This is a genomic window from Microbacterium sp. GW821-FHT01D02 (assembly GCF_059422585.1).
In genome coordinates, this window is sequence record NZ_JBWKXB010000001.1 from 476473 (window position 1) to 501075 (window position 24603).

General features: G+C 69.2%; 25 protein-coding genes and 1 tRNA gene. 14 read left to right on the forward strand and 12 right to left on the reverse strand.

Annotation, left to right across the window (positions count from 1 at the left end):
• The first annotated feature begins 29 nt into the window (after positions 1 to 29).
• Together msrB and AC07VM_RS02280 are read left to right on the forward strand one after the other, a co-directional pair.
• On the forward strand, positions 30 to 434 hold the full coding sequence (gene msrB, locus AC07VM_RS02275; RefSeq protein WP_267415487.1) for a peptide-methionine (R)-S-oxide reductase MsrB: 405 nt from the start codon (positions 30 to 32) through the stop codon (positions 432 to 434).
• The gene (locus AC07VM_RS02280; RefSeq protein WP_267415488.1) at positions 431 to 1009 is read left to right on the forward strand and encodes a nitroreductase family protein; all 579 of its coding nucleotides are present in this window, start codon (positions 431 to 433) and stop codon (positions 1007 to 1009) included. The genes msrB and AC07VM_RS02280 overlap by 4 nt, the downstream gene beginning before the upstream one ends.
• A 3-nt stretch (positions 1010 to 1012) precedes the next feature.
• On the opposite strand, the gene AC07VM_RS02285 is transcribed toward AC07VM_RS02280, so the two are convergent.
• Entirely contained in the window at positions 1013 to 1924 is a 912-nt protein-coding gene (locus AC07VM_RS02285; RefSeq protein WP_494910742.1) for a DMT family transporter, read from the reverse strand.
• A gap of 102 nt (positions 1925 to 2026) precedes the next feature.
• On the opposite strand from AC07VM_RS02285, the gene AC07VM_RS02290 reads away from it, so the two are divergent.
• From AC07VM_RS02290 to AC07VM_RS02310, 5 genes are all read left to right on the forward strand, one after another.
• Positions 2027 to 2653: an SOS response-associated peptidase family protein gene (locus AC07VM_RS02290; RefSeq protein WP_494909845.1), complete on the forward strand. Its 627-nt coding sequence runs from the start codon at positions 2027 to 2029 to the stop codon at positions 2651 to 2653.
• A gap of 91 nt (positions 2654 to 2744) precedes the next feature.
• A complete protein-coding gene (locus AC07VM_RS02295) occupies positions 2745 to 3656 on the forward strand; it encodes an ABC transporter ATP-binding protein (protein ID WP_494909846.1) in 912 nt (303 codons plus the stop codon).
• On the forward strand, positions 3653 to 4459 hold the full coding sequence (locus tag AC07VM_RS02300) for an ABC-2 transporter permease (RefSeq protein WP_267415491.1): 807 nt from the start codon (positions 3653 to 3655) through the stop codon (positions 4457 to 4459). Before AC07VM_RS02295 ends, AC07VM_RS02300 begins: the two co-directional genes overlap by 4 nt.
• Positions 4460 to 4469: 10 nt before the next feature.
• On the forward strand, positions 4470 to 5744 hold the full coding sequence (locus tag AC07VM_RS02305) for a sensor histidine kinase (RefSeq protein ID WP_494909847.1): 1275 nt from the start codon (positions 4470 to 4472) through the stop codon (positions 5742 to 5744).
• Complete coding sequence (locus AC07VM_RS02310) at positions 5741 to 6412, forward strand: response regulator (protein ID WP_267415494.1); 672 nt, start codon at positions 5741 to 5743, stop codon at positions 6410 to 6412. Before AC07VM_RS02305 ends, AC07VM_RS02310 begins: the two co-directional genes overlap by 4 nt.
• A 15-nt stretch (positions 6413 to 6427) precedes the next feature.
• On the opposite strand, the gene AC07VM_RS02315 is transcribed toward AC07VM_RS02310, so the two are convergent.
• Together AC07VM_RS02315 and ppk2 are read right to left on the reverse strand one after the other, a co-directional pair.
• Positions 6428 to 7381, reverse strand: a complete 954-nt coding sequence (locus AC07VM_RS02315) for an aldo/keto reductase (RefSeq protein ID WP_494909848.1) — start codon at positions 7379 to 7381, stop codon at positions 6428 to 6430.
• 45 nt (positions 7382 to 7426) lie between these two features.
• Positions 7427 to 8323, reverse strand: coding sequence for a polyphosphate kinase 2 (gene ppk2, locus AC07VM_RS02320; protein ID WP_416383348.1), 897 nt, complete (start codon positions 8321 to 8323; stop codon positions 7427 to 7429).
• 232 nt (positions 8324 to 8555) lie between these two features.
• Between ppk2 and AC07VM_RS02325 the strand changes: the two genes are divergently transcribed.
• A complete protein-coding gene (locus tag AC07VM_RS02325) occupies positions 8556 to 10064 on the forward strand; it encodes a VaFE repeat-containing surface-anchored protein (protein ID WP_494909849.1) in 1509 nt (502 codons plus the stop codon).
• Positions 10065 to 10247: 183 nt separating this feature from the next.
• A complete protein-coding gene (locus AC07VM_RS02330) occupies positions 10248 to 11471 on the forward strand; it encodes an LCP family protein (RefSeq protein WP_494909850.1) in 1224 nt (407 codons plus the stop codon).
• 114 nt (positions 11472 to 11585) lie between these two features.
• Here AC07VM_RS02330 and AC07VM_RS02335 read toward each other — a convergent pair.
• Positions 11586 to 11658, reverse strand: a tRNA-Thr gene (locus AC07VM_RS02335).
• A 41-nt stretch (positions 11659 to 11699) separates the two neighbouring features.
• Positions 11700 to 12650 (reverse strand): DsbA family protein, encoded by a 951-nt coding sequence (locus AC07VM_RS02340; protein ID WP_494909851.1) that lies wholly within the window; start codon positions 12648 to 12650, stop codon positions 11700 to 11702.
• Positions 12651 to 12881: 231 nt separating this feature from the next.
• Between AC07VM_RS02340 and AC07VM_RS02345 the strand changes: the two genes are divergently transcribed.
• Both AC07VM_RS02345 and AC07VM_RS02350 read left to right on the forward strand, forming a co-directional pair.
• Positions 12882 to 13985 (forward strand): ABC transporter ATP-binding protein, encoded by a 1104-nt coding sequence (locus tag AC07VM_RS02345; RefSeq protein ID WP_494909852.1) that lies wholly within the window; start codon positions 12882 to 12884, stop codon positions 13983 to 13985.
• 81 nt (positions 13986 to 14066) lie between these two features.
• A complete protein-coding gene (locus AC07VM_RS02350; RefSeq protein ID WP_267415502.1) occupies positions 14067 to 15374 on the forward strand; it encodes a DUF4032 domain-containing protein in 1308 nt (435 codons plus the stop codon).
• Positions 15375 to 15398: 24 nt separating this feature from the next.
• Here AC07VM_RS02350 and AC07VM_RS02355 read toward each other — a convergent pair whose 3' ends face one another.
• The 5 genes from AC07VM_RS02355 to AC07VM_RS02375 all read right to left on the reverse strand — a co-directional run bounded on the left by AC07VM_RS02355 (position 15399) and on the right by AC07VM_RS02375 (position 20346).
• Entirely contained in the window at positions 15399 to 16040 is a 642-nt protein-coding gene (locus AC07VM_RS02355) for an NAD(P)-dependent oxidoreductase (RefSeq protein ID WP_494909853.1), read from the reverse strand.
• A 21-nt stretch (positions 16041 to 16061) separates the two neighbouring features.
• Complete coding sequence (gene rlmB / locus AC07VM_RS02360) at positions 16062 to 17069, reverse strand: 23S rRNA (guanosine(2251)-2'-O)-methyltransferase RlmB (RefSeq protein WP_267415505.1); 1008 nt, start codon at positions 17067 to 17069, stop codon at positions 16062 to 16064.
• Positions 17062 to 18462, reverse strand: coding sequence for a cysteine--tRNA ligase (gene cysS, locus AC07VM_RS02365; RefSeq protein ID WP_494909854.1), 1401 nt, complete (start codon positions 18460 to 18462; stop codon positions 17062 to 17064). Before cysS ends, rlmB begins: the two co-directional genes overlap by 8 nt.
• 103 nt (positions 18463 to 18565) lie before the next feature.
• Positions 18566 to 19792 (reverse strand): 2-C-methyl-D-erythritol 4-phosphate cytidylyltransferase, encoded by a 1227-nt coding sequence (gene ispD, locus AC07VM_RS02370; protein ID WP_494909855.1) that lies wholly within the window; start codon positions 19790 to 19792, stop codon positions 18566 to 18568.
• Between the two features lie 71 nt (positions 19793 to 19863).
• Complete coding sequence (locus AC07VM_RS02375; RefSeq protein ID WP_017201416.1) at positions 19864 to 20346, reverse strand: CarD family transcriptional regulator; 483 nt, start codon at positions 20344 to 20346, stop codon at positions 19864 to 19866.
• A gap of 135 nt (positions 20347 to 20481) precedes the next feature.
• On the opposite strand from AC07VM_RS02375, the gene AC07VM_RS02380 reads away from it, so the two are divergent.
• Positions 20482 to 21009, forward strand: a complete 528-nt coding sequence (locus AC07VM_RS02380) for a DNA modification methylase (protein ID WP_267415508.1) — start codon at positions 20482 to 20484, stop codon at positions 21007 to 21009.
• A gap of 55 nt (positions 21010 to 21064) precedes the next feature.
• On the opposite strand, the gene AC07VM_RS02385 is transcribed toward AC07VM_RS02380, so the two are convergent.
• Both AC07VM_RS02385 and AC07VM_RS02390 read right to left on the reverse strand, forming a co-directional pair.
• The gene (locus tag AC07VM_RS02385; RefSeq protein ID WP_267415510.1) at positions 21065 to 21748 is read right to left on the reverse strand and encodes a response regulator; all 684 of its coding nucleotides are present in this window, start codon (positions 21746 to 21748) and stop codon (positions 21065 to 21067) included.
• Positions 21745 to 22968, reverse strand: coding sequence for a sensor histidine kinase (locus AC07VM_RS02390; RefSeq protein ID WP_494909856.1), 1224 nt, complete (start codon positions 22966 to 22968; stop codon positions 21745 to 21747). The genes AC07VM_RS02385 and AC07VM_RS02390 overlap by 4 nt, the downstream gene beginning before the upstream one ends.
• A gap of 216 nt (positions 22969 to 23184) precedes the next feature.
• Between AC07VM_RS02390 and phoU the strand changes: the two genes are divergently transcribed.
• Both phoU and AC07VM_RS02400 read left to right on the forward strand, forming a co-directional pair.
• Positions 23185 to 23895, forward strand: coding sequence for a phosphate signaling complex protein PhoU (gene phoU, locus AC07VM_RS02395; protein WP_021199093.1), 711 nt, complete (start codon positions 23185 to 23187; stop codon positions 23893 to 23895).
• Positions 23896 to 24059: 164 nt separating this feature from the next.
• The gene (locus AC07VM_RS02400) at positions 24060 to 24494 is read left to right on the forward strand and encodes a peptidase inhibitor family I36 protein (protein WP_494909857.1); all 435 of its coding nucleotides are present in this window, start codon (positions 24060 to 24062) and stop codon (positions 24492 to 24494) included.
• The last annotated feature ends 109 nt before the right edge of the window (positions 24495 to 24603 follow it).

Genomic DNA, 24603 nt, shown 5'->3' on the forward strand with positions numbered 1-24603 from the left:
GGGAGAATGGAGGCGACTCAGGAGGACACATGTCGTACAGCGTGGACAAGACCGAAGAAGAGTGGCGCGACGAGCTCGGCGAAGAGCAGTACGCCGTGCTGCGTCAGGCCGCGACCGAGCGGGCCTGGACGGGTGAGCTGCTCGATGAGGAGCGCGCGGGCCTCTACACCTGCGGGGCGTGCAACGCCGAGCTCTTCAAGAGCGGCACGAAGTTCGACTCCGGATGCGGATGGCCGAGCTTCTACGAGTCGATCCGCCCCGACGCGGTCGAGCTCATCGAGGACGACAGCCTGGGCATGGTGCGCACCGAGGTCCGCTGCGCCAACTGCGGCTCGCACCTCGGCCATGTCTTCCCGGACGGGTTCGGAACGCCCACCGGCGATCGCTACTGCATGAACTCGATCGCACTGAACTTCACCCCCGAAGCCTCGTGAGCGCGCTCGACGCGGTCCGCGCGCGTCAGTCCTGGTCGAAGGTCGATGAGCGGTCGCCGAGTCGTGAGGAGCTGCTGACGTTCGTGGCCGCCGCCGGTCGCGTGGCCGATCACTCGTCGCTTCGTCCGTGGCGGCTCATCGAGCTGCGCGGCGACGACCGAGAGGCGCTGGGCGCGGCCATCGCCAAGGCGCAGGGAGACGCCTCCCCCTCGACGAAGCCGTTGCGCGCACCGCTGCTCATCGCCGTCGTCGCGAGCTATCAGAAGAGCGAGAAGGTCCCGCGCTGGGAGCAGGAGGCCGTCGCCTCCGGTGTCGCGCACGCCCTCAGCCTGCTGCTCGACGAGGCCGGATGGGGTGTCATCTGGCGCACCGGGCACTACACCCGTGCGAAGGCGGTCGCGAAGGCGCACGGTCTCGGCAAGAACGAGGAGCTCCTCGGCTGGCTCTACGTCGGCGGCAAACCCGAGGGGAAGAAGCCGGGGCGCCGCAAGGCCGTCGACGCGCGGAAGCTCGTCACCCGGATGCCGAAGGCCGGCGCGAAGTCCTCGTCGGACAAGAAGGCGAAGAAGAAGTAACGCTCAGCGCCGGCGCCGCCACGGCACGGCGACCACGACCGAGGCCACGGCGACGACCACCATGGCGATGACCTGCCAGAGCGCGGGTCCGGCCGCGGGCGGCCAGATCAGGTCGATCACGACCGAGGTCACGAGCTGCCCGAGCACGGACCCCAGCCCCATCAGCAGCACGCCCGTGTGCGCGACGATGAACGCCCCGAGCAGGATGTAGGCGGCGCCGAGGAAGCCGCCCAGGTAGAGCCACGGCTCTGCGGGGAGGGCGTTCGGCATGCCGCGGAAGGCGATGCTCACGCCTGCGGCGACGGCGAGCACCACGGTTCCCGTGATGAAGCTCATGAGCGTCGCGGAGAGCGGTGAGCTGACGCGCTGCGCGAGACGTCCGTTCGTCCCCGCCTGCCACGCGATGCCGACACCGGCGGCGAACGGCAGCAGCAGCATCCACAGCGGTGCGGAGGCGAGCACGTCGCCGGAGAGCGAGATGCCGACCGCGGCGAGCGCCAGCGCACCGCCGGCCACACGGCCCGGCGTGATCGCCACGACGCCGGCCGGACCGAACCCGATCCGATCGAGCACGAGGCCGTGCAGGGTCTGCCCGGCGACGACGCCGACGGTGAACAGCGAGACGCCGAGCACTCCCGCGGTCAGCCCCTGGGTGGACACGGTGAGAGCCCCGCACGCACCGCCGAGCAGCATCCAGAAGGGGATCGTCTGACGACGGATGCCGTTCCACAGCCGGGCGACGCCGCGCCGCGCGGACGGGATGCAGGTGATCACCACGGCCAGGGCCACGAGTCCCACCGAGAAGGAGAGGAATCCGGCGACGATGCCGTCGTCGACCCGGACCCCGAGCACGCCGTTGATCCGTGCCTGGATCGCCGTCATGACGCCGATGGCGACCGCCCCGCCGAGTGCCAGAGGAGCGGGGAGGCGACGGGATTCTGGCACCAGTCGACCCTACCCGAGCATCCGATCGCTCCTGCGCCGGCGGATGTCGAAGCCCGGGTCTACGCTGGCGGCATGTGCGCGAGCTACGGTCTGGATCCTCGGTTCACCGACACGGAACTCCTCGAAGCCGCCGACGACGCGGTGCTCGAGGGCCTGCGCGTGTGGGCGCGCGAGAACGCGGGTGAGACCGTCCGCCCGACGGGCAAGAACCTGCGGAACCTCAACCCGCTGGTCGTGCAGCCGGATGCCGCCCCGACCCTGGAACCCGCCTGGTGGGGCTTCCTCGTGAACGGCGAGCCGGCGAAGTTCCCGTCGATCAACACGCGCTCGGAGCGACTGCAGGAGCGCCCCGGCGGGGCACGCTCGCGCGCGATCGTGCCGGCGACCAGCTGGTACGAGATGCAGAAGCCCTCGCGGCAGTGGAACGAGTTCATCGTCGACGACGGCACACTGTTCGGCATGGCTGCCGTCACGCAGCGCGGTCGTACCGCCGACGGAGAATGGTTCACCTGCTACTCGATCGTGATGCGCCCCGCCCCGGCTCACCTGGTCGACCTGCACGATCGCATGCCGCTGCTCATCCCGGCCTCCCTCAGCCACGACTGGCTGACCGCGCCGGCGTCGAAGGAGATCGTCGACGAGGCCGTCCTCGCCTCCGACGAGATGGCCGCGCGGGTGCAGGCCCGTCCCCGGGCCTGACGCGAGGTCCGCCGCCGGGTGGAGGTCCGGCCCTCAGGAAAGTACCTGAGGAGGACGCGGGACCAGGACGGCCGCCCGTAGCGTGGACACCATGATCACAGCAGAAGGCCTCACGAAGAGGTTCGGAGACAAGACGGCCGTCGATGACGTGTCGTTCACCGTCCAGCCGGGCAGTGTCACCGGCTTCCTCGGCCCCAACGGGGCGGGGAAGTCGACCACGATGCGGATGATCGTCGGTCTCGACCGCCCGACGTCCGGACGTGCCACCGTCGCGGGCCGCGAGTACCGCAAGCTGCGGGCGCCCCTGACCGAGGTCGGCGTGCTGCTCGACGCGAAGGCGGTGCACACCGGCCGCACCGCACGCAACCACCTCCGCGCGATGGCGGCCACCCACGGCATCCCCGCGTCGCGCGTCGACGAGGTCATCGAGCTCGCGGGTATCGACTCCGTCGCCCGCAAGCGCGCCGGGAAGTTCTCGCTCGGCATGGGACAGCGCCTGGGTATCGCCTCGGCGCTGCTCGGCGACCCGCACACGCTGATCCTCGACGAGCCGGTCAACGGCCTCGACCCCGAGGGCGTCCGCTGGGTGCGGCAGTTCGTGCGGCACGCGGCCTCGGAGGGACGCACCGTGCTCCTCTCGAGCCACCTGATGAGCGAGATGGCCCAGACCGCCGATCACGTCATCGTGATGGGTCGTGGCCGGGTGCTCGCGGACGCTCCGCTGGCCGAGCTCGTGCGCTCCTGGACGCGCAACACCGTGCGGGTGCGCACGCCGCGACCCGCCGATCTGGCGGCTGCCGTCGGCGGCCCCGACGTCGAGATCGTGAGCTCCGCGCCCGACCTGCTCGACATCGTGGGACTGCCCGCTGCCCGCATCGGCGACCTCGCGGCCGATCGCGGCATCCCGCTGCACGAACTCACCCCGACCACCGGTTCCCTCGAAGACGCCTACCTCGCCCTCACCGGCGACTCGGTCGAGTACCGCACCAAGGAGATCTCATGACCACGACACAGGCTCCCGCGCCCACGCGGACGCGCGTCGACACCGGTCGACGGCTCACATTCGTGCGTGCCCTGCGCGGCGAGTGGATCAAGCTCGCCACCCTGCGCTCGACGTGGTGGTCCATCGGGATCGCCGCGGCCCTCACGATCGGGATCTCCGTGCTCATCGCGCAGGCGGTCGAATCACCGGGCATCCAGGCCGTCGTCATGCCGATCCAGTTCACCATGCTGCTCGCCGGCATCATCGGGGCGATCTCGGTCACCGGTGAGTACTCGACGGGCATGATCCGCTCGACCCTCACGGCGAATCCGGTTCGCGGTTCCGTCCTCGCCGCGAAGTCGATCGTGCTGGCCGTGTTCCTGTTCGTGTCGTCACTGGTGATCTTCGGTATCGCGGCCGCCGCGGTCTCGCTCATCCTGGCCTCGCGGGACGAGGGCATCGACTGGTCGGACCCGTCGGCATCGATCCTGCCGATCGTGGTGGCCTCACTCGCCATGGCCGTCTTCGCCCTGCTCGGTGTGGCGTTCGGCTTCATCCTGCGCTCCGGCGCCGGAGCGATCGCCGCGACCGTCGGCGTGCTGTTCGTGCTGCCGATCGTCGTGGGATTCTTCTCCTTCGCGGGCGAAGGGTGGGCGTGGCTCATCGAGGCGGCGAACTATCTCCCGGTCTCGGCCGCGCAGAGCGCGATCCTGCCGAGCGAGGGTGCCGCGCTCGACGCGCCGATCGCCTTCCTGACGCTGGGCTGCTGGGTTGCCGGCGGAGCGCTCGTGGCCTGGGGCGTCCTGCGCACCCGCGACGCGTAAAGTCGACCCGGTGAGCAGAACGCGAGGCCGCAGCGACTCGATCCGTGAGGACGAGGAGCTGCGGCTTCCGCGTGCCCCGGGCCTGTTCCGACGGTTCTGGGCGCGGCACCCCCTCTTCGCGGACGTGCTGCTCACGCTGCTCTGCCTGTTCCTCTCCCTCACCCCGGCAGCGCCGATCGCCGCGTCGTCTCTGCCCGAAGCCACCTACATCGCGCTGAACATCGCCACCCTCACGATGGTCGTGATCGGATGCAGCACCCTGCTGTGGCGCCGGCGCGCACCACTCGGCCCCTTCATCGCCGCGGTGATCCTGGGCACCGTGGGACTGTTCACGGGCATGTCCGGCGGGATCGTGCTCCTGCTCGTCGCGTGCTACGGCCTCGCCGTGTACCGGTCCTCCCGCACCGCCTGGATCTGTTACGGGATCGGTGCCGCCTGGTTCCTCGGCTTGACCGGACTGCTGATGCTGAGCGGTGCGACCGTGCTGCAGGTCGGACTCGACACCGCCCTCGGCTACGTCGCACTCGGGCTGATCGGCACGCTGGTCGGAGTCAACGTCGGCGGCCGCAAGCGCTACCTCGCCGCGGTGATCGACCGCTCGCGCCAGCTGCTGATCGAGCGCGACCAGCAGGCCCAGCTCGCGGCCGCATCGGAGCGCGCCCGCATCGCCAGGGAGATGCACGACATCGTGTCGCATTCGCTGACGGTGATCGTCGCGCTGTCGGAGGGCGCGGCCGCGACCCCGGATCGCGAGCAGGCACGCAAGGCCGCCGCGTCCGTCGCCGACACGGCGCGATCCGCCCTCACCGAGATGCGCGCGATGCTCGGCGTGCTGCGCGACGACCAGTCCCCGCTGCCGTTGGCGCCGATGCAGCCGGCACCGCCCCGGGACACGGTCGAGGGCGCCCAGCGGGCCGGCTACCCGGCGACGCTCACGGTCATCGGGCAGGCGGAGGTCTCCCCCGCCGTCGCGCACGCGATCGGACGCATCGTCCAGGAGGGTGTGACCAACGCCATGCGCCACGCGCCGACCGCGACGGCGATCTCCGTGCGCCTGGAGTACACGGCGGAGACGGTGACGATCGACATCGTGAACGACGGCGTCTCGGGCACGATCGGGTCCGACGGCTTCGGCGTGCGCGGGCTGTCGGAGCGCGCCCTGCACGTGCACGGAACGCTCCGCTCCGCCCCCGCCGATGGAGGACGATGGGTTCTGCACGCGGTGCTGCCCGCGGCGGGGAACACCCCCACCGCGAACGAGGACACGACGGAGGAAGACGGATGACGCAGGCGATCAGGGTGCTCCTGGTGGATGACCAGGAGCTGATCCGCGTGGGCTTCCGGATGGTGCTCGAAGCGGAGGACGACATCGTCGTGGTCGGTGAGGCCGTGGATGGACGATCGGCGATCACCCAGAGCGCGATCCTCGCTCCCGATCTGGTGCTGATGGACATCCGCATGCCCGAGCTCGACGGCATCGCCGCCACCGGGGCGATCGTGCGCGACCGCCCGCAGACGAAGGTGCTCGTGCTGACCACGTTCGATCTCGACGAATACGCCTTCGGCGCGATCCGTGCCGGTGCGAGCGGATTCCTGCTGAAGGATGCGCAGCGCCACGAGATGATCGCCGCCGTGCGCGCGGTGCACCGTGGAGACGCGGCGCTCTCCCCTCGGATCACGAGGATGCTCATGGAGCACGTGACCCCGCAGCTCGGGTCCTCGGGCTCACCGGCCCCGGATGCTGCCGAGGCCCAAGCGCTCGCGTCGCTCACCGAGCGCGAGCGAGACGTCTTCCTCGCGATCGGGCAGGGTATGACGAACTCCGAGATCGCTCAGACGCTCTACGTGGGCGAGTCCACGGTGAAGACCCACGTGGGCCGGGTGCTGGCGAAGCTCGGCGCCCGCGACCGCATCCATGCGGTCATCCTGGCGCACCGGCTCGGCCTCGTCTGACGCCCGCCCGCCGCCTCAGGTCTGCGCGGGTGTCCACTCCGAGACGCGGTCGAGCAGCTGCACCTCATCGGCGGAGAGCTCCAGACGCGCACCGGCGAGGAGGTCGGGGACCTGCTCGACGTTCCGTGCGCTCGCGATCGGCGCGACCACGGTCGGCTGTGCTCGCAACCACGCCAGGGCGGTCGCCGCGATCGATGCGTCATGCGCGTCACCGATCTCCTCGAGCGCATCGATGATCCGCAGCCCGGCTTCGGTCGCGTACTTCGCAGCCCCCTGTGCCCGCGGGGAGGTCTGGTCCGCGGCATCCGTCGAGCGATACTTGCCCGTCAGGAATCCGCTCGCCAGCGAGAAGTACGGGACGAGCCCGAGCTCGAACTCCTCCGCGACCGGGATGATCGTGTCCTCCACCTCATTGCGATGCACGAGGTTGTAGTGGGGCTGCACAGCGACGGGCAGAGCGACCCCGGTCCGACGCGCGATCTCGACCCACTCGCGGATGCGGTCGGCGGAGTAGTTCGACACCGCGATGTGGCGCACCAGGCCGTCTTCGACCAGCTGTCCGAACGCTCCCACGGTCTCCTCGAGCGGGACCGTCTCGTCATCGAAGTGGGCGTAGTAGAGGTCGATCTCGTCGACGCCGAGGCGGGCGAGAGAGGCCTCGGCGGCCTTCCGCACGTTCGCCGCGGCGAGCCCTCGGAACTGCGGATGCTGGCTGACCTTGGTCGCCACGACGACGCCCGAGGGCTTGCGGGAGGCGAGCCACTCGCCGATGATCGTCTCGCTCTCGCCGCCCTCGTTGCCCTCCACCCAGGAGCTGTAGGAGTCTGCGGTGTCGATGAAGTCGCCGCCCCCGTCGACGAAGGCGTCGAGCACCTCGAAGGAGGTGTCGCGGTCGGCCGTCCAGCCGAACACATTCCCGCCGAGCGAGAGAGGGAGAACGTCGAGGTCACTGGTGCCGATACGAGTCATGTCGGTGACAACCGCGGTCGGCACCCGACGCATTCCCGCATGACGTCATGTTGCGGGCGGACTCCCCTGGTCCGGCCGGTCCTCCTCGGTCGGCGACTCGCCCTCGTCGTAGATCTGCGAGGGGCGGCCGACGAGCCGCGCATCCGGCGCGTGGGCGATCAGCGGATCCTTGCCCGGATAGTCGAACCGGTTGAGCACGCACCGCATCGCTTCGAGCCTCGCCCGCTTCTTGTCGTTCGACTTGATGACGATCCACGGATTGGCCGGCGTGTCCGTATGGAAGAACATCGCCTCCTTCGCCGTCGTGTAGTCGACCCAGCGGTCGACGCTGGCGAGGTCCGTGGGGCTGAGCTTCCACTGCTTCACGGGGTCTTCGCTGCGTCGCTGGAACCGTCTTCTCTGCTCGGCCTCGCCGACCGAGAACCACAGCTTGATGAGGCGGATCCCCGACCCCACCAGCATCCGCTCGAACTCCGGAGCGGTCTGCATGAACTCTCCGTACTCCGCCGTCGAGCAGTACCCCATGACCCTCTCGACGCCTGCCCTGTTGTACCAGGAGCGGTCCATCAGGACGATCTCGCCGCCCGAGGGAAGGTGGGAGACGTACCGCTGGAAGTACCATTGCGTCCGCTCCGCGTCGGTCGGCTTGTCGAGGGCGACGACCCGCGCCCCACGCGGGTTGAGGTGCTCCATGAAGCGCTTGATCGCGCCGCCCTTGCCGGCCGCGTCACGCCCCTCGAAGAGGATGAGCACCCGCTCGGAGGAGTGCTTGATATGGGCCTGGAGTTTGAGGAGCTCGATCTGCAGCAGGCGCTTCTCGCGCTCGTATGCCGCTCGGGAGAGTTTCTTCGTGTACGGGTAGTCGTGCTGCCACTCGGCCGTGGCGATCACCGTGTCGGATGCGCTGCTCATAGATGTCTCCTCCCTGGAGTGCCCCGCGATCCGCGTTCCGGGAGGTAAGCGCAGGTGGCCGGAGCGGGGTGCCGACCACCTGCGCGGTATGGATCTGGAGACTCTGTCGAGCACCAGGAAGACTGTCTAAGTAACATAACAGACAGTAGTGTAATACTCCGGTATGCGCTCCGACGCAGAAGGTCGACGCCCCCGCGTCACCTTCGGGCCCTCTCCGACTCATTCCTCTGTGACGACCCCTACCCGTTCCGTTGGAGGACACATGAGGAGCACTACGCAAGCCAGGAGATCGATTCGAGCGGGAGGATGGCTCGCCGGCGCGCTTCTCGTCCTCGGCGCCGCCGTCGCCCCCGGAGCCGTCAGCGCGGCGGCCGCGGCGGAGGTCGACTCGGGAGACACCGTCTACATCGGCAGCAGGGAAGGATACGGCGGGACCGGGATCTTCCCGATCTGGTCCGGCGGAGTCCAGACCGGGGAGCCCGACTACTGGGCCTACTGCATCGAACATGCCGTGTCCGCGAAGACCCGGCTCACGGGCAGCGCCGGCGACCTCGACACCTTCCTCGGCGACAACCACTTCGCGGATCCGGCCATCCAGGGCAAGGTGCTCTGGGTGCTCGCGAACAGCTATCCCGCCGTCAGCCTCGAGAGCTTCGGGGTGGCGGCAGGAGCGCCCGGCATCTCCCGGAACGATGCGATCGAGGCGACGCAGTACGCGATCTGGCGGTACACCGACCTGGACTTCGATGCCTCGTGGTCCTGGGAGACGCCCGACTCGGAGGCCGCCTACTGGCACCTCGTCGACGGAGCGAATGCCGCCCCGGCGCTGACTCGCGAGGATCTCGCCGTCACCGCAGCGGTGGCGGCTCCGAGCTCCGGGCAGCGCGCCGGGACCCTCGTGGGACCGTTCACCGTGAGCACGGACCGCGCCCCTGCCGCGGTCTCCGTCGATCCCGCGATGACGGTCACCGATGCCACCGGGGCCCCGATCGACGTGAACGTGGTCGTCGACGGGCAGGAGCTCTACCTGGATCTGCGGGAGACGACCGCAGCAGGGAACGCCACCGTGCGAGTGACCGTAGACGGCTCTCGCAGCACGGGTGCCGTGATCTCGGTGCCCGCCACCCCGGGCAGCACCCCGACAGCGGAGGATCACGCCCAGTCGATCATCCTGGTGGCGCCGTACACCGCGAAGGTTACCGCCGAAGCCACCGCCGCCTGGGCCGCGCAGCCCGTGGCCACCGTGCCGGCGATCAGCACTTCCCTGGTCGATGCGGCCGACGGCGACCAGGTCCTCGCCTGGAACGGCGGCACGGTGACCGACACCGTCGCCTACGAGAACCTCGTACCGGGTGCGGAATACACCGTCCGCGGGGAGCTGATGCGCAAGCGAGACGGATCATCGACCGGCATCACGGGGTCGACGACGTTCACCCCGGCCGCGCCGACCGGCACCGTCTCGGTACCGTTCACCGTGCCGGAAGGGTTCGCGGGTGAGACCCTCGTCGCCTTCGAGGAGCTCTACGAAGGAAGGGATGCGACCGGCATCCTACGCGCGGAGCACAAGGACATCGATGATGCCGCCCAGACGGTGACCGTGCAACGGGAGGCCGCTGTCGTGCCGGCCACCCCCGGCCCGACTCCGGATCGCGGAGGGTCGCTCGCGGCGACCGGTTCCGCGACTCCGATCGCCGCCGTCGTGTTCGGCCTGCTCGCCCTGGTCGCGGGCGCGGTCCTGATGCACCGGAGGACGCCCCGCGCGGACGTGTGACCGGAGCGCTCGGGGGCGGCTCCCACCCCGGATCGGCCGCGGCACGGCCAGTCGTCACGTCCCGTCGCGATGTCGCATCCGCCGCTGCCGCCCCCGAGTGCGGTCATGATTTCTCCCGGATCGCCGTCTAAGCTGGCGCGATGCAGGTCCCGCACAGGGAACGGACACTGACGGGGGATCTTCGTGGCGCGAGACAGGACATTCCGGAGGACGACGGTCTCCCGGCACGGGCAGCAGCACACCCCCGGCCCGCTCAGCCAGCTGATGAAGCTCGTCGGCATCGCCCTGGCCGTCGTGCTGGTGAGCGGCGCAGGCGTCGCCGCATTCGTGGTCTCGGATCTCTACCGGACGGCGACCGCCGACGCGGTGGAGCTCGAGGGGCAGCGCCCCGTCCCGCCGGACATCCGCGAGTACGAAGGCGGATTCAATCTGCTGCTCATGGGTCTGGACGTGTGCGAGCCCGAGTACGCACACCTGTTCCCCGGCAGATGCGACGGACCTGATGCCGAAGGCGACCTGAACGACGTCAACCTGCTCGTGCATGTCTCGGAGGAGCCGAGACGCATCACGGCCGTGAGCCTGCCCCGCGACCTCATGATCCCGATTCCCGAGTGCACGCGAGAGGACGGCAGCAAGACCTCGGCGATGAGCAAGCAGCCGCTCAACAGCGCCTACATGTACGGCGGGATCAACTGCGTGGCGACGACCGTCACGGAGCTCACAGGTCAGAGCATCGACTTCGCGGCGTCGGTGACCTTCGGCGGGGTCATCGAGATCACCAACGCGATCGGCGGAGTGGACGTCTGCCTGGCCTCGCCGATCCGGGATTATCACACCCGCCTCGACCTGGCAGCGGGCACCCACACCCTGCAGGGATACGAGGCGCTGCAGTTCCTCCGGACCCGCCACGGTGTGGGCGATGGAGGCGACCTCAGCCGCATCGGCAACCAGCAGCAGTACATGTCCAACCTCGCGAAGAAGCTGATCAGCGGTGAGGTGCTCGGCGATGTGCCGACGATGCTCCGGCTCTCCAATGCGGCCCTGAGCAACATCCAGGCGAGCAGTTCGCTGACGAACCCGATGACGCTCGTCCAGATCGGCCTCGCGGTGAAGGATGTCTCGTTCGAGGACATCGTCTTCCTGCAGTACCCGTCGTCGACCGACCCGGACAACCCCAACAGAGTCGTGCCGAACTACGGGTCCGCGCGGGTCATGTGGGACGCGATCGCCGCCAACCAGCGCCTGGAAGTGACCCACAAGAACACCAGCAACGACGGCGTCATCATCGAGGAGCCGACGACGCCGGCCGAGGAGACGCCGTCCACGGAGACGCCCATCGCCCTCCCCGACGACATCAAGGGGAACTCCGCCGCACAGTCGACGTGCTCGAACGGGCGCGTCGACTGAACTCGGGCTTGTGACTGTCCGGCGTCCGGGCGCCGAACGCGGTAGCCCGACGCACGCCGAGACGACGAAGGCCCGCGTCCCGGTGTTCCCGGGGACGCGGGCCTTCGCATGACGAGCCGACTACGGGACTCGAACCCGTAACCCCCGTATTACAAGTACGGTGCGCTACCAATTGCGCCAAGTCGGCGGATGCCACCAGCTTAGCGATGGCATCGGTTCCGCTCCGACCTACGGGGCGGGGGTCGACGTGTCGGTCGGCGTCGGCGTCGGCGTCTCGGTCGCGCGCGACGCGTCGCTCGCGACGCTGAGGACGAACTGCGAGAACTCGGCGGGGTCTTCGAGGGCGCCGACATATGCTTCGCCGTTCGCGACGATCATCGCGCCCGCCGTCAGCACGAGGTCATCGGATCCCGCGAGCGGACCGTCCAGAGCGCGAGTCGTCGCCTCCTTCGCCCAGCTCACGAAGTCGCCGTCCTCGATGCACGACCGGACGGTCTTGCTGTTGTCGACGCCGACCGCACCGGCCAGGTCCGCGAGATCCTCGTCGGAGAGACCGTCGCTGCCGACGTCCGGCTGCTTGTCGAGCAGGTCGTGGTTGAACCGGTAGAACTGCGCCGGCGAGTGCGTCGCCACGCAGGCCGCAGCGGCCGCCGCTCGCAGCGAGTACTTCGTCCCGTTGGAGCTGGCGGTGAGCAGCGCGACCGGGTGGTAGCTGACCGTGACCGCGTTCTCGTTGATCCATCCGGCGAGCTGACGGGCGTTGGCACGCTCGAACTTGCCGGCGTCCGGGGAGAGGTAGTCGACGTAGACGTGGATGTCGACCTTCTCGGAGGACGTCGGCTGCGGGGTCGGCGAGGCCGACGCGCCGGTCTCCGTCGCTTCGGGGTCCGGGCTCGCGGGGACCTCTTCGGATCCTGCGACGGAGGTGATGTCGGTGAGGACGACGCCGTCGGACTGCATGCCGGTCGGGGTGAGCCGCGGCTTGGAGACCTGAGCCGACACCGCGAGCGTCACCGCGGTGCCGATCGCACCCACCGCGACGATCGCGACCGCGCCGATGATGATCCGTCGCATGAGACGCGCCCGTGACTGCTGGGCGTGCACCTGCTGGGCCTTCTCCCGCACGGCCTCGCGAGAATTGCGGGGTGTGGGGACGTTCGGCGTTTCGTCGCTCGACATCGTTCCTCTTGTGAGTCTCAAGGGGGGTCCGGGTTGGCCCCGACCGCCGCTCGGCGACGATCGCCGCAGCGCGCGGCCGAGTTCGATGCTAACCAGTGAGGCTGAGAAATACCCAGGTACCGCCGTTCGTGTCATACTGATCCCGACCCAAAGACGGGTCACGGCGGTTCATTCCGCCGCTTCTCACAACGGATCGTCCGGCACGTACCTGCCGGTGAAGGAGAAACCACAATGGCATCTGTGACTTTCGACGAGGCCACCCGCCTTTACCCCGGCGGAACCCGTCCGGCCGTCGACAAGCTCAACCTCGAGGTCGGAGACGGCGAGTTCCTCGTCCTCGTCGGTCCCTCCGGTTGCGGTAAGTCCACGTCCCTCCGCATGCTGGCCGGCCTCGAAGAGGTCAACGCCGGTCGCATCCTCATCGGCGACCGCGACGTGACCGACGTCCCGCCGAAGGACCGCGACATCGCGATGGTCTTCCAGAACTACGCCCTGTACCCGCACATGACCGTCGCCGAGAACATGGGCTTCGCGCTCAAGATCGCCGGCGTCGGCAAGGAAGAGCGTGCCGCTCGCGTGCTCGAGGCTGCGAAGCTCCTCGACCTCGAGCCCTACCTGACCCGCAAGCCGAAGGCCCTCTCGGGTGGTCAGCGTCAGCGTGTCGCCATGGGCCGCGCGATCGTGCGTCAGCCGCAGGTGTTCCTCATGGACGAGCCGCTGTCGAACCTCGACGCGAAGCTCCGTGTGCAGACCCGTACGCAGATCGCGTCGCTGCAGCGTCGCCTCGGCGTCACCACGGTCTACGTCACCCACGACCAGACCGAGGCCCTGACCATGGGCGACCGCATCGCGGTCCTCAAGGACGGTCTGCTCCAGCAGGTCGGCTCCCCGCGTGACCTGTACGAGAAGCCGAACAACGTCTTCGTGGCCGGCTTCATCGGCTCGCCCGCGATGAACCTGTTCGCGGCCGACCTCGCCGACGGCGGCATCCACTTCGGCTCCGAGATCGTCCCGCTCGACCGCGACACGGTGGGCCGTGCCAACGGCAGCCAGGTCACGGTCGGCGTGCGCCCCGAGGACATCACGGTCGGACCGGCCGACGGCAAGGGCCTCCCGGTCGTCGTCGACCTCGTCGAGGAGCTCGGCGCCGACGGCTACCTCTACGGCCACACCGAGATCAACGGCAAGCGCAGCGACATCGTCGCCCGCGTCGACGGCCGCAGCCACCCGAACGCCGGCGAGACGGTCACGCTGGCCGCGAACCCGGGCCACGTGCACGCGTTCGACATCGAGTCCGGCGAGCGCCTGAACGACAAGCCGGTCGTCTCCGCCTGATCGGATCCACAGACGCGGCGCAGGCTGACTTCGGTCGCCTGCGCCGCGTCTCTTTCGTCTCCACCTCGACCAGGGAGTGTCATGCAGGATTCGCTGCGTATCACGGCCAGCAAGATCGACCCGGGACTCCTCTCCCTCCCCTGGTCCACCACCCTCGCGAAGTGGCCGTCCGAGCACATCGTGTCGCTGCCGAAGGGGCTCTCCCGCCACCTCGTGCGCTTCGCCGACCTCTCCGGCCGGGTCATCGCCGTGAAGGAGACCACGGCGGAGATGGCCCAGCGCGAGTACGACATGCTCGGCAACCTCGCCCGCCTCGACGTGCCCTGCGTCGATCGCGTCGCGGTGATCGCCGGACGCACGGATGCCGACGGTGAGGCCCTGCCCGCGGCCCTCGTGACCTCGCACCTGCGCTTCTCGATGCCGTATCGCGCGCTGTTCACCCGCGTGCTGCGTCCGGACACCGCCACACGACTCGTCGACGCCCTGGCGCTGCTCCTGGTGCGCCTGCACAACGTCGGCTTCTACTGGGGCGACGTCTCCCTCTCGAACACGCTCTTCCGCCGCGACGCCGGCGCCTTCGCCGCCTACCTGGTCGATGCCGAGACCGGCGAGCTCCACGAAGAGGGGCTGACCGACGGCCAGCGCGCCTACGACCTGGACCTGGCCCGCACGAACATCGCTGGCGAGATCATGGACCTTGCGGCGGGCGGCCGCCTCGAGCACGGCGTGGACGCCATCGCCATCGCCGACGGCATCGTGTCGTCGTATCGCTCGCTCTGGGCGGAGCTGACCGCCCAGGAGTCGTTCTCCGCCGCCGAGACCTGGCGCATCACGGAACGGGTCGAGCGACTCAACGCCCTGGGGTTCGACATCGACGAGATGTCCATGTCGACGACGGCGGACGGCACCGTCGTCGAGATCCAGCCCAAGGTCGTGGACGCCGGCCACCACCAGCGTCGCCTCATCCGGCTGACCGGACTGGACGTCGAGGAGAACCAGGCCCGACGGCTGCTCAACGACCTCGACGAGTTCCGGGCGCGGTCCACGAAGCAGTGGGCGGATGAGGAGATGTACGCGCACGAGTGGCTCACCCGCGTGTTCGAGCCCGTGGTGCGGGCGATCCCCTACGAGCTGCGTGCGAAGCTCGAGCCCGCCGAGGTGTTCCACCAGGTCCTGGAGCACCGCTGGTACCTGTCACAGGCGCAGGGGCGCTCGGTCCCCCTCGCGGAGGTCCTGACGAGCTACATCAACGAGGTGCTCCGCCACCGACGCGACGAGGCCACCATCATGGGTCCGCCGACGGAGACCATGAGCCTGCCCGTCATCACCGGCGTGACGCCCGTGGCGGATGACGAGGATGAGGACATCGACTGGCGGGATCTGGTCTGACCCGCCGACGCCGATGGGCGGGACTCAGTAGCCGACCGTGAACCTCTCGCGGTGGTGGTTGCCCTGCTCGATCTCGTCGACCACGGCGACCGCGAAGTCCGCGCCGGAGATGTAGGACTTGCCGTCCGCATCCCGGACGAGCACGTCGCCGCCGTCCCGGTAGGTGCCGATGCGCTCTCCCTCGGCCCAGGGACCGAAGACCTCTGCCGGGTGGATGAAGAACCAGTCGAGACCGGCGTCCGTCGCCTCGAGGAGGGCGAGCGAGTCGATACCGACCTGCGCCTCGTGCTTGTACTCCTCGGGGAAGCCCTGATCGAACAGGCGCGGTCCGCCGGGGGCGACCAGGCTCCCGCCGGCACCACCGACCACACCGAGGCGCGTGGGAGTGCCTGCGAGCTGATCCACGACGTTCGTCAGCGCTTCGAGCGCACGATCCTCCATGTCTCCGCGCGGCGAGAGCGCGGAGACCACGGCATCCGCCCCGACGAAGGTGTCGGCGATCGACGCGATGTCCAGGGCGGAGCCCTGCACGTAGGCGGCTCCCGCCACCGGATCGGTCGGCACCGAACGGGAGATCGCGATCACCGCATGATCACGGCTCACCGCCTCCGTGACGATGTGACGACCGGCGTAGCCGGTCCCGCCGAGCACGATGATGCGAGCCATGATCTGCCTTTCCTCGAACGTCTACTTCTTCGCGGCGCGGACCGTCGCCACCTGGTACAGGGCGACGGAGGTGGCGATGCCCGCGTTCAGCGACTCGGTGGCCGCAGAGATCGGGATCGACACGATCTGGTCGCACGTCTCGGTGACCAGACGCGACAGCCCCTTGCCCTCCGAGCCGACGACGATCACGACGGGGCGGTCGGCCAGCTGCAGGTCGGGGAGCGAGACATCGCCGTCGCCGTCCAGGCCCAGCACGAACACGCCCTGCTTCTTGAACTCCTTGAGCTGCGTGGTGAGGTTCGTCGCGAGGGCGACGGGGATGCGTGCCGCAGCGCCCGCGCTCGTCTTCCACGCCGCCGAGTTCACGCCCGCCGAACGACGCTGCGGCAGGATGATGCCGTGCCCGCCGAAAGCCGCGGCGGAGCGGATGATCGCGCCGAGGTTGCGCGGGTCCGTGACGCCGTCGAGGGCGACGAACAGCGGCACCTCGCCCTTGTCGATGACCTGCTCGAGAAGGTCCTGCGGGTGCGCGTACTCGTAGGGCGGCACCTTGACGGCCACGCCCTGGTGCACGCCGTCGAACCCGGCCATGCGGTCGAGCTCCTGACGGGTGACCTCCATCACGGGGATACCGCGGTGGGTGGCGATCGACAGCATCTCCTTGACGCGGTCGTCCATCTCCACGCGCTGCGCGATGTAGAACGCCGTCGCCGGGATCTTCGCCCGCAGCGCCTCGAGCACCGAGTTGCGCCCGGTGACGATCTCGGTGTCGGTGGTGTTGTCCTTCGCCCGGGCGGAGCGGTTGGGGTTGCCGCCCGAGGTCTGCCGCTGGCCGGGCTTGCCCTTGCCGCCCGATGCGGCGTAGCGCTCGGCCGCGGCCTTGCGCTTGCCCGCCGGGTGCCAGGCGCGGTCTTCAGCCTTCGGGGTCGGTCCGCGGCCTTCGAGCGCCTTGCGCCCGAGCCCGCCGGTGCCCTTGGTCGGGCCCTTCTTGTTTCCCTTGTTCGCGCCGGGGCGCTGTGGCTTAGCCATCGATACTCCAATGAGTTCCGGCCGGAGTGTCCTCCAGCGTGATTCCTGCGGCGGCGATCGCGTCACGGATGCGATCCGCCGCCGCCCAGTCCTTGTCAGCGCGTGCCTGTGCGCGCTGAGTGATCATCGTCTGGACGAGCGTGTCCAGAGCAGTCTCCGACGCGTGGTTCTTCGCGTCGGATGCGGGCGTGAGGCCGAGGACCGACGTCATCGCCATGACGGCCCGCAGCGCATCGAGCGCCGCATCCGTCTCCCCCGCGTCGAGCGCCGAGTTCCCCGCACGCACCGTCTCATGCAGAACGGCGAGGGCCTGCGGCACGCCCAGGTCGTCGTCCATCGCCGCCGCGAACGCCTCGGGCAGGCTCTGCGATGCGAACCACCCGAACCCGCCTCCGGCCGCGCGCGCAGCACGCTGCCGGAATGCGGCGATGCGTCCGAGCGCCGCCTCGGCCTCGGCCCACGACGAGTCCGTGAGGTCGAGGCTCGACCGGTAGTGCGCCGACGCCAGGGCGTAGCGCACGACGAGCGGGTCGTGCGCGGACAGCACGTCGGCCGCGAGGGTGAAGTTCCCCAGCGACTTGGACATCTTCTGCCCGTCGACGGTCACGAGGCCGTTGTGCACCCAGTACCGTGCGAAGCCGTCGCCGGCGGCCGTCGACTGGGCGAGTTCGTTCTCGTGGTGCGGGAAGCGCAGGTCGAGGCCGCCTCCGTGGATGTCGAACTCGGCACCGAGATAGCGCTTCGACATCGCGGAGCACTCGATATGCCAGCCGGGGCGTCCCTGACCCCACGGCGACTCCCAGGTCGCATCCGCGGGCTCGTCGGGCTTGGCACCCTTCCACAGCGCGAAGTCCTGGGGGTTGCGCTTGCCCCGCGGATCCGCGTCCTCCGCCGCCTCCATGGCGTCGAGCGACTGATGCGTCAGGGATCCGTACTTGGACCAGGAGCGCACGTCGAAGTACACGTCGCCCGAGCCGTCCGGAGCGGGGTACGCGTGCCCGCGCTCGATGAGCAGCGCGATGAGCTCCTGCATCTGCGGAACGGACGCCGTCGCCCGGGGCTCGTAGGTCGGCGGGAGGATTCCGACGCCGGCATACGCCGCGGTGAACTCCTGCTCCATCCGATACGCGAGCGCCCACCAGGGCTCGGACGCGGTCGCGTTGGCGAGCACCTTGTCGTCGATGTCGGTGACGTTGCGCACGAACGTCACACGGCCGTGGCGGAGCTCGAGCCAGCGACGCAGCAGGTCGAAGCTCAGGGCCGCCCGGACGTGTCCGATGTGAGGGCCGGACTGCACCGTGGGTCCACACACGTACATCGTGATGTTCTCGGGATCGAGAGGCACGAAGTCGCGCAGCTGAGCAGCGCGGGTGTCGTAGAGGCGGAGAGTCACCGCTCAAGCCTACTCGGCGACCGCTGGGCGCCCGCCCTGTGCGGCGGATTCGCGGAAGTCATGACGTCGCGCGGACGGATCGAAGGGAATCCTCCGCCGTCCGTCACGTGCTCCGGCGGCGTGGAACCACCATGGCGACGGCGGTCACCGCGATGCCCTCGCCTCGGCCCGGGAAGCCGAGCCCGTCCGTGGTCGTCGCCGTGACGGACACGGGAGCATCCAGGACAGCGGAGAGCACCGCCTCGGCCTCGGCTCTCCGGGGGCTGAACCGCGGGCGGTTGCCCTGCAGCTGCACCGAGACGTTGCCGATCTCGAACCCGGCGTCTTCCAGCAGCTCTCGGGTGCGCGTCAGGAAGACGTCCGCGTGTGCTCCGGCGTACTGCGGGTGCGCGGTGCCGAAGTGCTCGCCGATGTCGCCGAGCCCTGCCGCGCCCAGGAGGGCATCCACGATCGAGTGCGCGACGGCGTCGCCATCGGAATGACCGGACAGTGGCTGCTCCCCCGGCCATTCGAGCCCCGCGAGCCACAGCACGCCCTCGCCACCGAACGCGTGGACGTCGGTGCCGATGCCCACCCGGGGCACGCCGAGGCGGCCGATCGGCGCGGAGAGCGGCACCGAAGACGTCGGCGCCGACGCCTCCAGCAGGTGCCGGGCCCGGTCGAGGTCGGCGGGAGTGGTGATCTTGAACGCGCGCGCCGATCCGTCGATGTGGCGCACGCGGTGGCCCGCCGCCGCGAACAGCGCGGCATCGTCCGTGTACTCGGCGCCGTCGGCGAGCGCTGCGGCATACGCCGCTTCGAGCGCGGCCCGGGGGAATCCCTGTGGCGTCTGCGCCGCGGCGAGCTCCGACCGGTCGACGGCGGCCAGCACGGCCCCGTCTGCGACCTTCTTGAGCGTGTCGACGACGGGCAGCACCGGGATCACGCCCTCGTCCGCTGTGACGGCGGCCGCGACGGCATCGATCTGCGTCGGCGGTGTCAGTGCGCGGGCCGCATCGTGCACGAGCACGGTCTTCACGTCGCCCCACAGCGCCGCGAGTCCTGCCGCGACGGACTGCTGACGGGTGTCGCCGCCGGTGACGACACGGCCGAGTTCCCGCCGCTCCCCCGCGGCCGCCTCCAGCTCTGCCAGGACGTCGCCCTCATGGCCGGGGGGTGCCACCACGATCACCTGCGCGGGGCGTGCGGCGAAGACGCCGTCGAGCGCGTGGCGCAGGATCGAATGCGCGTCGATCCCGACCAGGGCCTTGGGGGCGCCCGCCTCCAGGCGGGTGCCGGAACCGGCGGCGACGACGACGATCGCGATGTCGGGGACGGGAAGCAAGCTCACCGTCTCACGCTACCGCGTGGCGGGAACGACGAAGGGGCGGATGCCGCAGCATCCGCCCCTTCGTGCAGAACTCAGGAGGCGAGGACCTCGTCGAGCAGTGCGCCCGCCTTGTCCTCGTCCGTCTTCTCCGCGAGCGCGAGCTCGGAGATGAGGATCTGACGAGCCTTCGCCAGCATCCGCTTCTCACCGGCGGAGAGTCCGCGGTCCTGGTCACGGCGCCACAGGTCGCGCACGACCTCGCTCACCTTGATCACATCGCCCGAGGCGAGCTTCTCGAGGTTCGCCTTGTACCGGCGGGACCAGTTCGTGGGCTCTTCCGTGAAGGGCGCACGCAGCACCTCGAAGACATGATCGAGGCCCTCTTTGCCGATGACGTCGCGAACGCCGACCAGGTCGACATTCTCGGCGGGCACCTCGATGATGAGGTCACCCTGGGTGACATTGAGCTTCAGGTATTTCTTCGCCTCACCCTTGATGATGCGCTCCTTGACCTCGATGATGGTCGCAGCGCCATGGTGGGGATAGACGACGGTTTCGCCAACCTCAAAAAGCATAAAAACGTGTCCTTTCGGCAACCTCAAGGATACCACAGGGGAGATGCGCTAAGGTTCGCGCCCCCTGGGCCACGGGCCCCTCACGACTTACCCATAGAATGGATGCGGATATCCCGCCGGACCTCAGGAGGACCCGTGAAATCGCGCCTTGTTGCGTCTGCAGCCCTCAGCGCCCTCGTTCTGCTCGGCGCGACCGGGTGCACGTTCATCACCCCCCAGTCGACGAAGATCGAGTACCCGGCTTCCGACGGCGTGAACGTCTCCGACGCCGACGGGCCGATCGACGTGCGCAACGCCCTCGTCATCGCCACGGAGGACGGCTCGGTGGGCAACCTCATCGCGGCCATCGTGAACCCCACCGACGACAGCGCGACGCTCACGATCTCGATCGCCGGCGGCGAGAACCTCACGGTCAGCGTCCCCGCGGGCGGCACGGTGAGCCTGGGCGCCAACGACGAGCCGCTGCGGATCGTCGGCCTCGACACGAAGCCGGGCGCGACGGTCGAGATGCACTTCCAGTCCGGTGACTCCACGGGCGTCAAGGCCGACATCCCGGTCCTCGACGGCTCGCTCCCCTACTACTCGGACCTGGTCCCCTCGGAGACGGTGAGCACCCCGCAGCCCACCCCGACCGACACGGCTGCTCCGGCACCCGCGGACTGACCCCGCTGAACATGCAGGAGGCCGGCACCCCACGGGGTGCCGGCCTCCTCTGCGTTCAGCCCTCGAAGCGGTAGCCGAGGCCGCGCACCGTGACGAGCATGACCGGCTCGCTCGGGTTCTCCTCGATGCGCGAGCGGATGCGCTTGATGTGCACGTCGAGCGTCTTCGTGTCGCCGAAGTAGTCGCTCCCCCACACCCGGTCGATGAGCTGGCCGCGCGTGAGGACGCGCCCCGAGTTGCGCATCAGGACCTCGAGCAGCTCGAACTCCTTGAGGGGCATGTTGATCTGCTCGCCGGCGACGGCCACGGTGTGCCGGTCGATGTCGAGCGAGACCCGGCCGCCGTCGAGCACCCGCTCGTCGAGCTCGCTGTCGGCCTGCACGACCCGGCGCAGCACGGCCCGCATACGGGCGAGCAGCTCGCGCGACGAGTACGGCTTGGTGATGTAGTCGTCGGCTCCGAGCTCGAGCCCCACCACGATGTCGACCTCGGAGTCCTTGGCCGTGAGCATGATGATCGGCACGGCCGACGTGGAGCGGATCTGGCGGCACACCTCGGTGCCCGGCATCCCCGGCAGCATCAGGTCGAGCAGCACGATGTCGGCACCGCGCTCCCGGAAGGCCGCCAGCGCGCCGGGGCCGTCCTCCGCGATCTCCACTTCGTAGCCCTCGCGTCGCAGCAGGTAGGCGAGCGGATCGGCGAGGTCGGGCTCGTCTTCGACGAGAAGGATACGGGTCATGCTCTCTCTCCGTTTCGGACGCGCGTGGATGCGGCGGCCTTGGCCGCCTTCCGTGCGCGCTTCTTCTTGCTTTTCTTACCCGCGTCGACGTTGTCGGGGGCGTCGATCCGGGGAAGCCGGATCGTGAACGTGGAGCCGCGCCCCGGACGGGACCACAGGCGCACCTCCCCGCCGTGACGCTGGGTGGCGTGCTTGACGATGGAGAGCCCGAGTCCGGTACCTCCCGTGCGTCGGGAACGGGCCTCGTCGGCCCGGTAGAACCGCTCGAAGATACGCTCGCGGTCGGCCTCGGCGATGCCGATGCCCTGGTCGGAGACGGCGATCTCGACCACTCCGTCCTCCGCGCGTATGCCGACCCCGACTCGGGAGCCGCGGGGCGAGTAGACGATCGCGTTGGCGATGAGGTTGCCGACCGCCTCGATCAGGATCTGCGCGTCACCGCGCACCCAGACGCCGCGATCGCCGCCTCGGGCGAGCTCGACCCCGGCGGAATCGGCCTGCACGACGTGGGCCTCGATCGAAGAGGCGACCACCTCGTCGATGGAGACGGGACCGACCTTCGTCAGACCGTCCTCCGCCTGCAGCCGGGAGAGGCTCATGATGCGCCCGGTCAGCTGCCCGAGCCGCCCTGCCTCCGCCGAGATGCGCGCGGCGAAGATGCGCACCTGCGCCGGATCGTCGGCGGCGGACTCGATGGCCTCGGCGAGGAGGCTCACCGCGCCCACAGGGGTCTTCAGCTCGTGGCTGGTGTTCGCCACGAAGTCGCGACGCATCTGGTCGAGACGCTCCTGCTCGGTGACGTCGCGGATGATCAGCAGCACCAGGCGCGTGCCGATCACGCTCGCACGGGCCGAGACCAGGCGCGGATCGAGGCTGAGCCCGCCGCGGGTGAGACGCATCGACTCCGTGACGGAGCCGCCGCTCTCCCGCACACCCCGCACGAGCTGGCGGAGTTCCGGGTTGTCGAGCGTCGAGCCGACGTCGATGCCGAAGCGGGCGGCCGCCTGCGAGGAGGCGAGCACCAGACCGGACGTGTCGACGATGGCCGCGGCATCGTCCATGCTCCGCAGGACGTCGGTGATGCCGGTCGGAATCGCCAGCGACGTCTCCTCCTGCACACGCGCCCTCGCCCGGTACGCCCACACCACGAGGAGGGAGAGGCCGACGCCGATCACCAGCCCGATGGCGAGCGAAGACAGCGCGAGCTGCGGCAGGGTCATGACACCAGCGTAGAGTGCGTTCACCGTCCGTCCGGCGGGTTTCCGCGCCCTGGCGGGAACAGGAGAAGTACTATTCACGTGCTGGGCACCGTTCGTTAACCTTCGAAGCAGACAATCGCTTCGGGCTTGTGCGGGAGCACAGACCTGCTCTCGTGCGGACGACCCGCCGTCTCGCGCTGCCACAGCCGAGATCCGAATGAAAGGTTGCGCCCCAACATGCGCGAAGTCTTCCACCAGTCCCTCGAGGACCTCCAGAACCGCCTCGTCGAGATCGCCGACCTCGTCACGGTCTCGATCGACAAGGCCACTCGGGCGTTCGCGACCAGCGACGTCGCCCTGGCCGAAGAGGTCATCGCCGACGACGCGAAGATCGACGAGCTGGCCGTCGCCCTCGACGAGCAGGCCATCGAGATCCTCGCCCGCCAGCAGCCGGTCGCCCGCGACCTGCGCATCGTCGTCACTGCCCTGCGCGTGAGCGCCTCGCTCGAGCGCATGGGCGACATGTCCGAGCACATCGCCCAGCTCGCCCGCCTCCGCTTCCCCGAGCGCGCCATCCCGAAGGGCCTCAAGGGCACCTTCGTGAAGATGGGCGAGCTCGACGTCGAGGTCGCCCGCACGCTCTCGGAGCTGCTGCGCACCCAGGACCTGCGCTTCGCCGACGCCATCCGCAATGCGGACGACGACGTCGACGAGCTGCACGCCACCGTGTTCGAGAAGGTCCTCAGCGACAACTGGAAGGGCGAGGCCACGGCGACCGTCGACGCCACGCTCGCCAGCCGCTACCACGAGCGCTTCGCCGACCACGCGGTCGCCGTCGCGAAGAAGGTCGTGTACCTCGCCACCGGCGACTGGGCGGTCGAGGAGGAGGACATCCCCCTCGCCGTCGAGCAGCAGGAGCTCGGCCAGCAGGAGTTCGGCCACGCCTGACACTCTCGTCGAGAGACGGAGAAGCCCCCGATGCCATCGCATCGGGGGCTTCTCCATTCACAGCCCAATTCACGGTCTGATGAAGGGTCACGTTTGCTTCAAAGTTCTGTCACCAGTACAGTCATCGGTAAAATGTTACCCATGACGTGTCAAAGGGGATACTGATGTCGATTTCGATCAAAGGTCGGATCACGAAACTCGCGCTCAGCGCCGTGGCTCTCGGAGTCATCTGCGGCGGATCCGTCACCGTGTCCGCCTCCGCCGCGCCGACGTACTCCGCTCCCGCGAGCTGTGCCTCCGGAGCCGCGTGCGTGTGGGGCGACCCCGGCTACACGACGGCCGGCGGATCTTGGCAGATGCTGTACTGGTACAACTCGGTACCCAACATGCACGGGTACAGATACGGTGGCACCTCTATCACCGTCGGGAACACCGTCAGTTCCTTCTACAACAACGGCAACTACTCCCAGGCATGCGTCTTCAACAACGCAGGCAGCAAGAGTGGAAGCCCGTGGTTCTGTCTGCCCATCAAGGCCGGCGACAACCGCGCGTCGGACTACGGCTACGACAACACCGCGTCGTCCGGATGGTTCATGTAGGAACTCGGATGCGGAACATGCAACTACGTCGCACCCTTGTTCGGCTGATGGCGGCCTCGGCTTGTGTACTGGCCGCCACTCTCATATCGGGCTGCACTCCGGAGTCAGG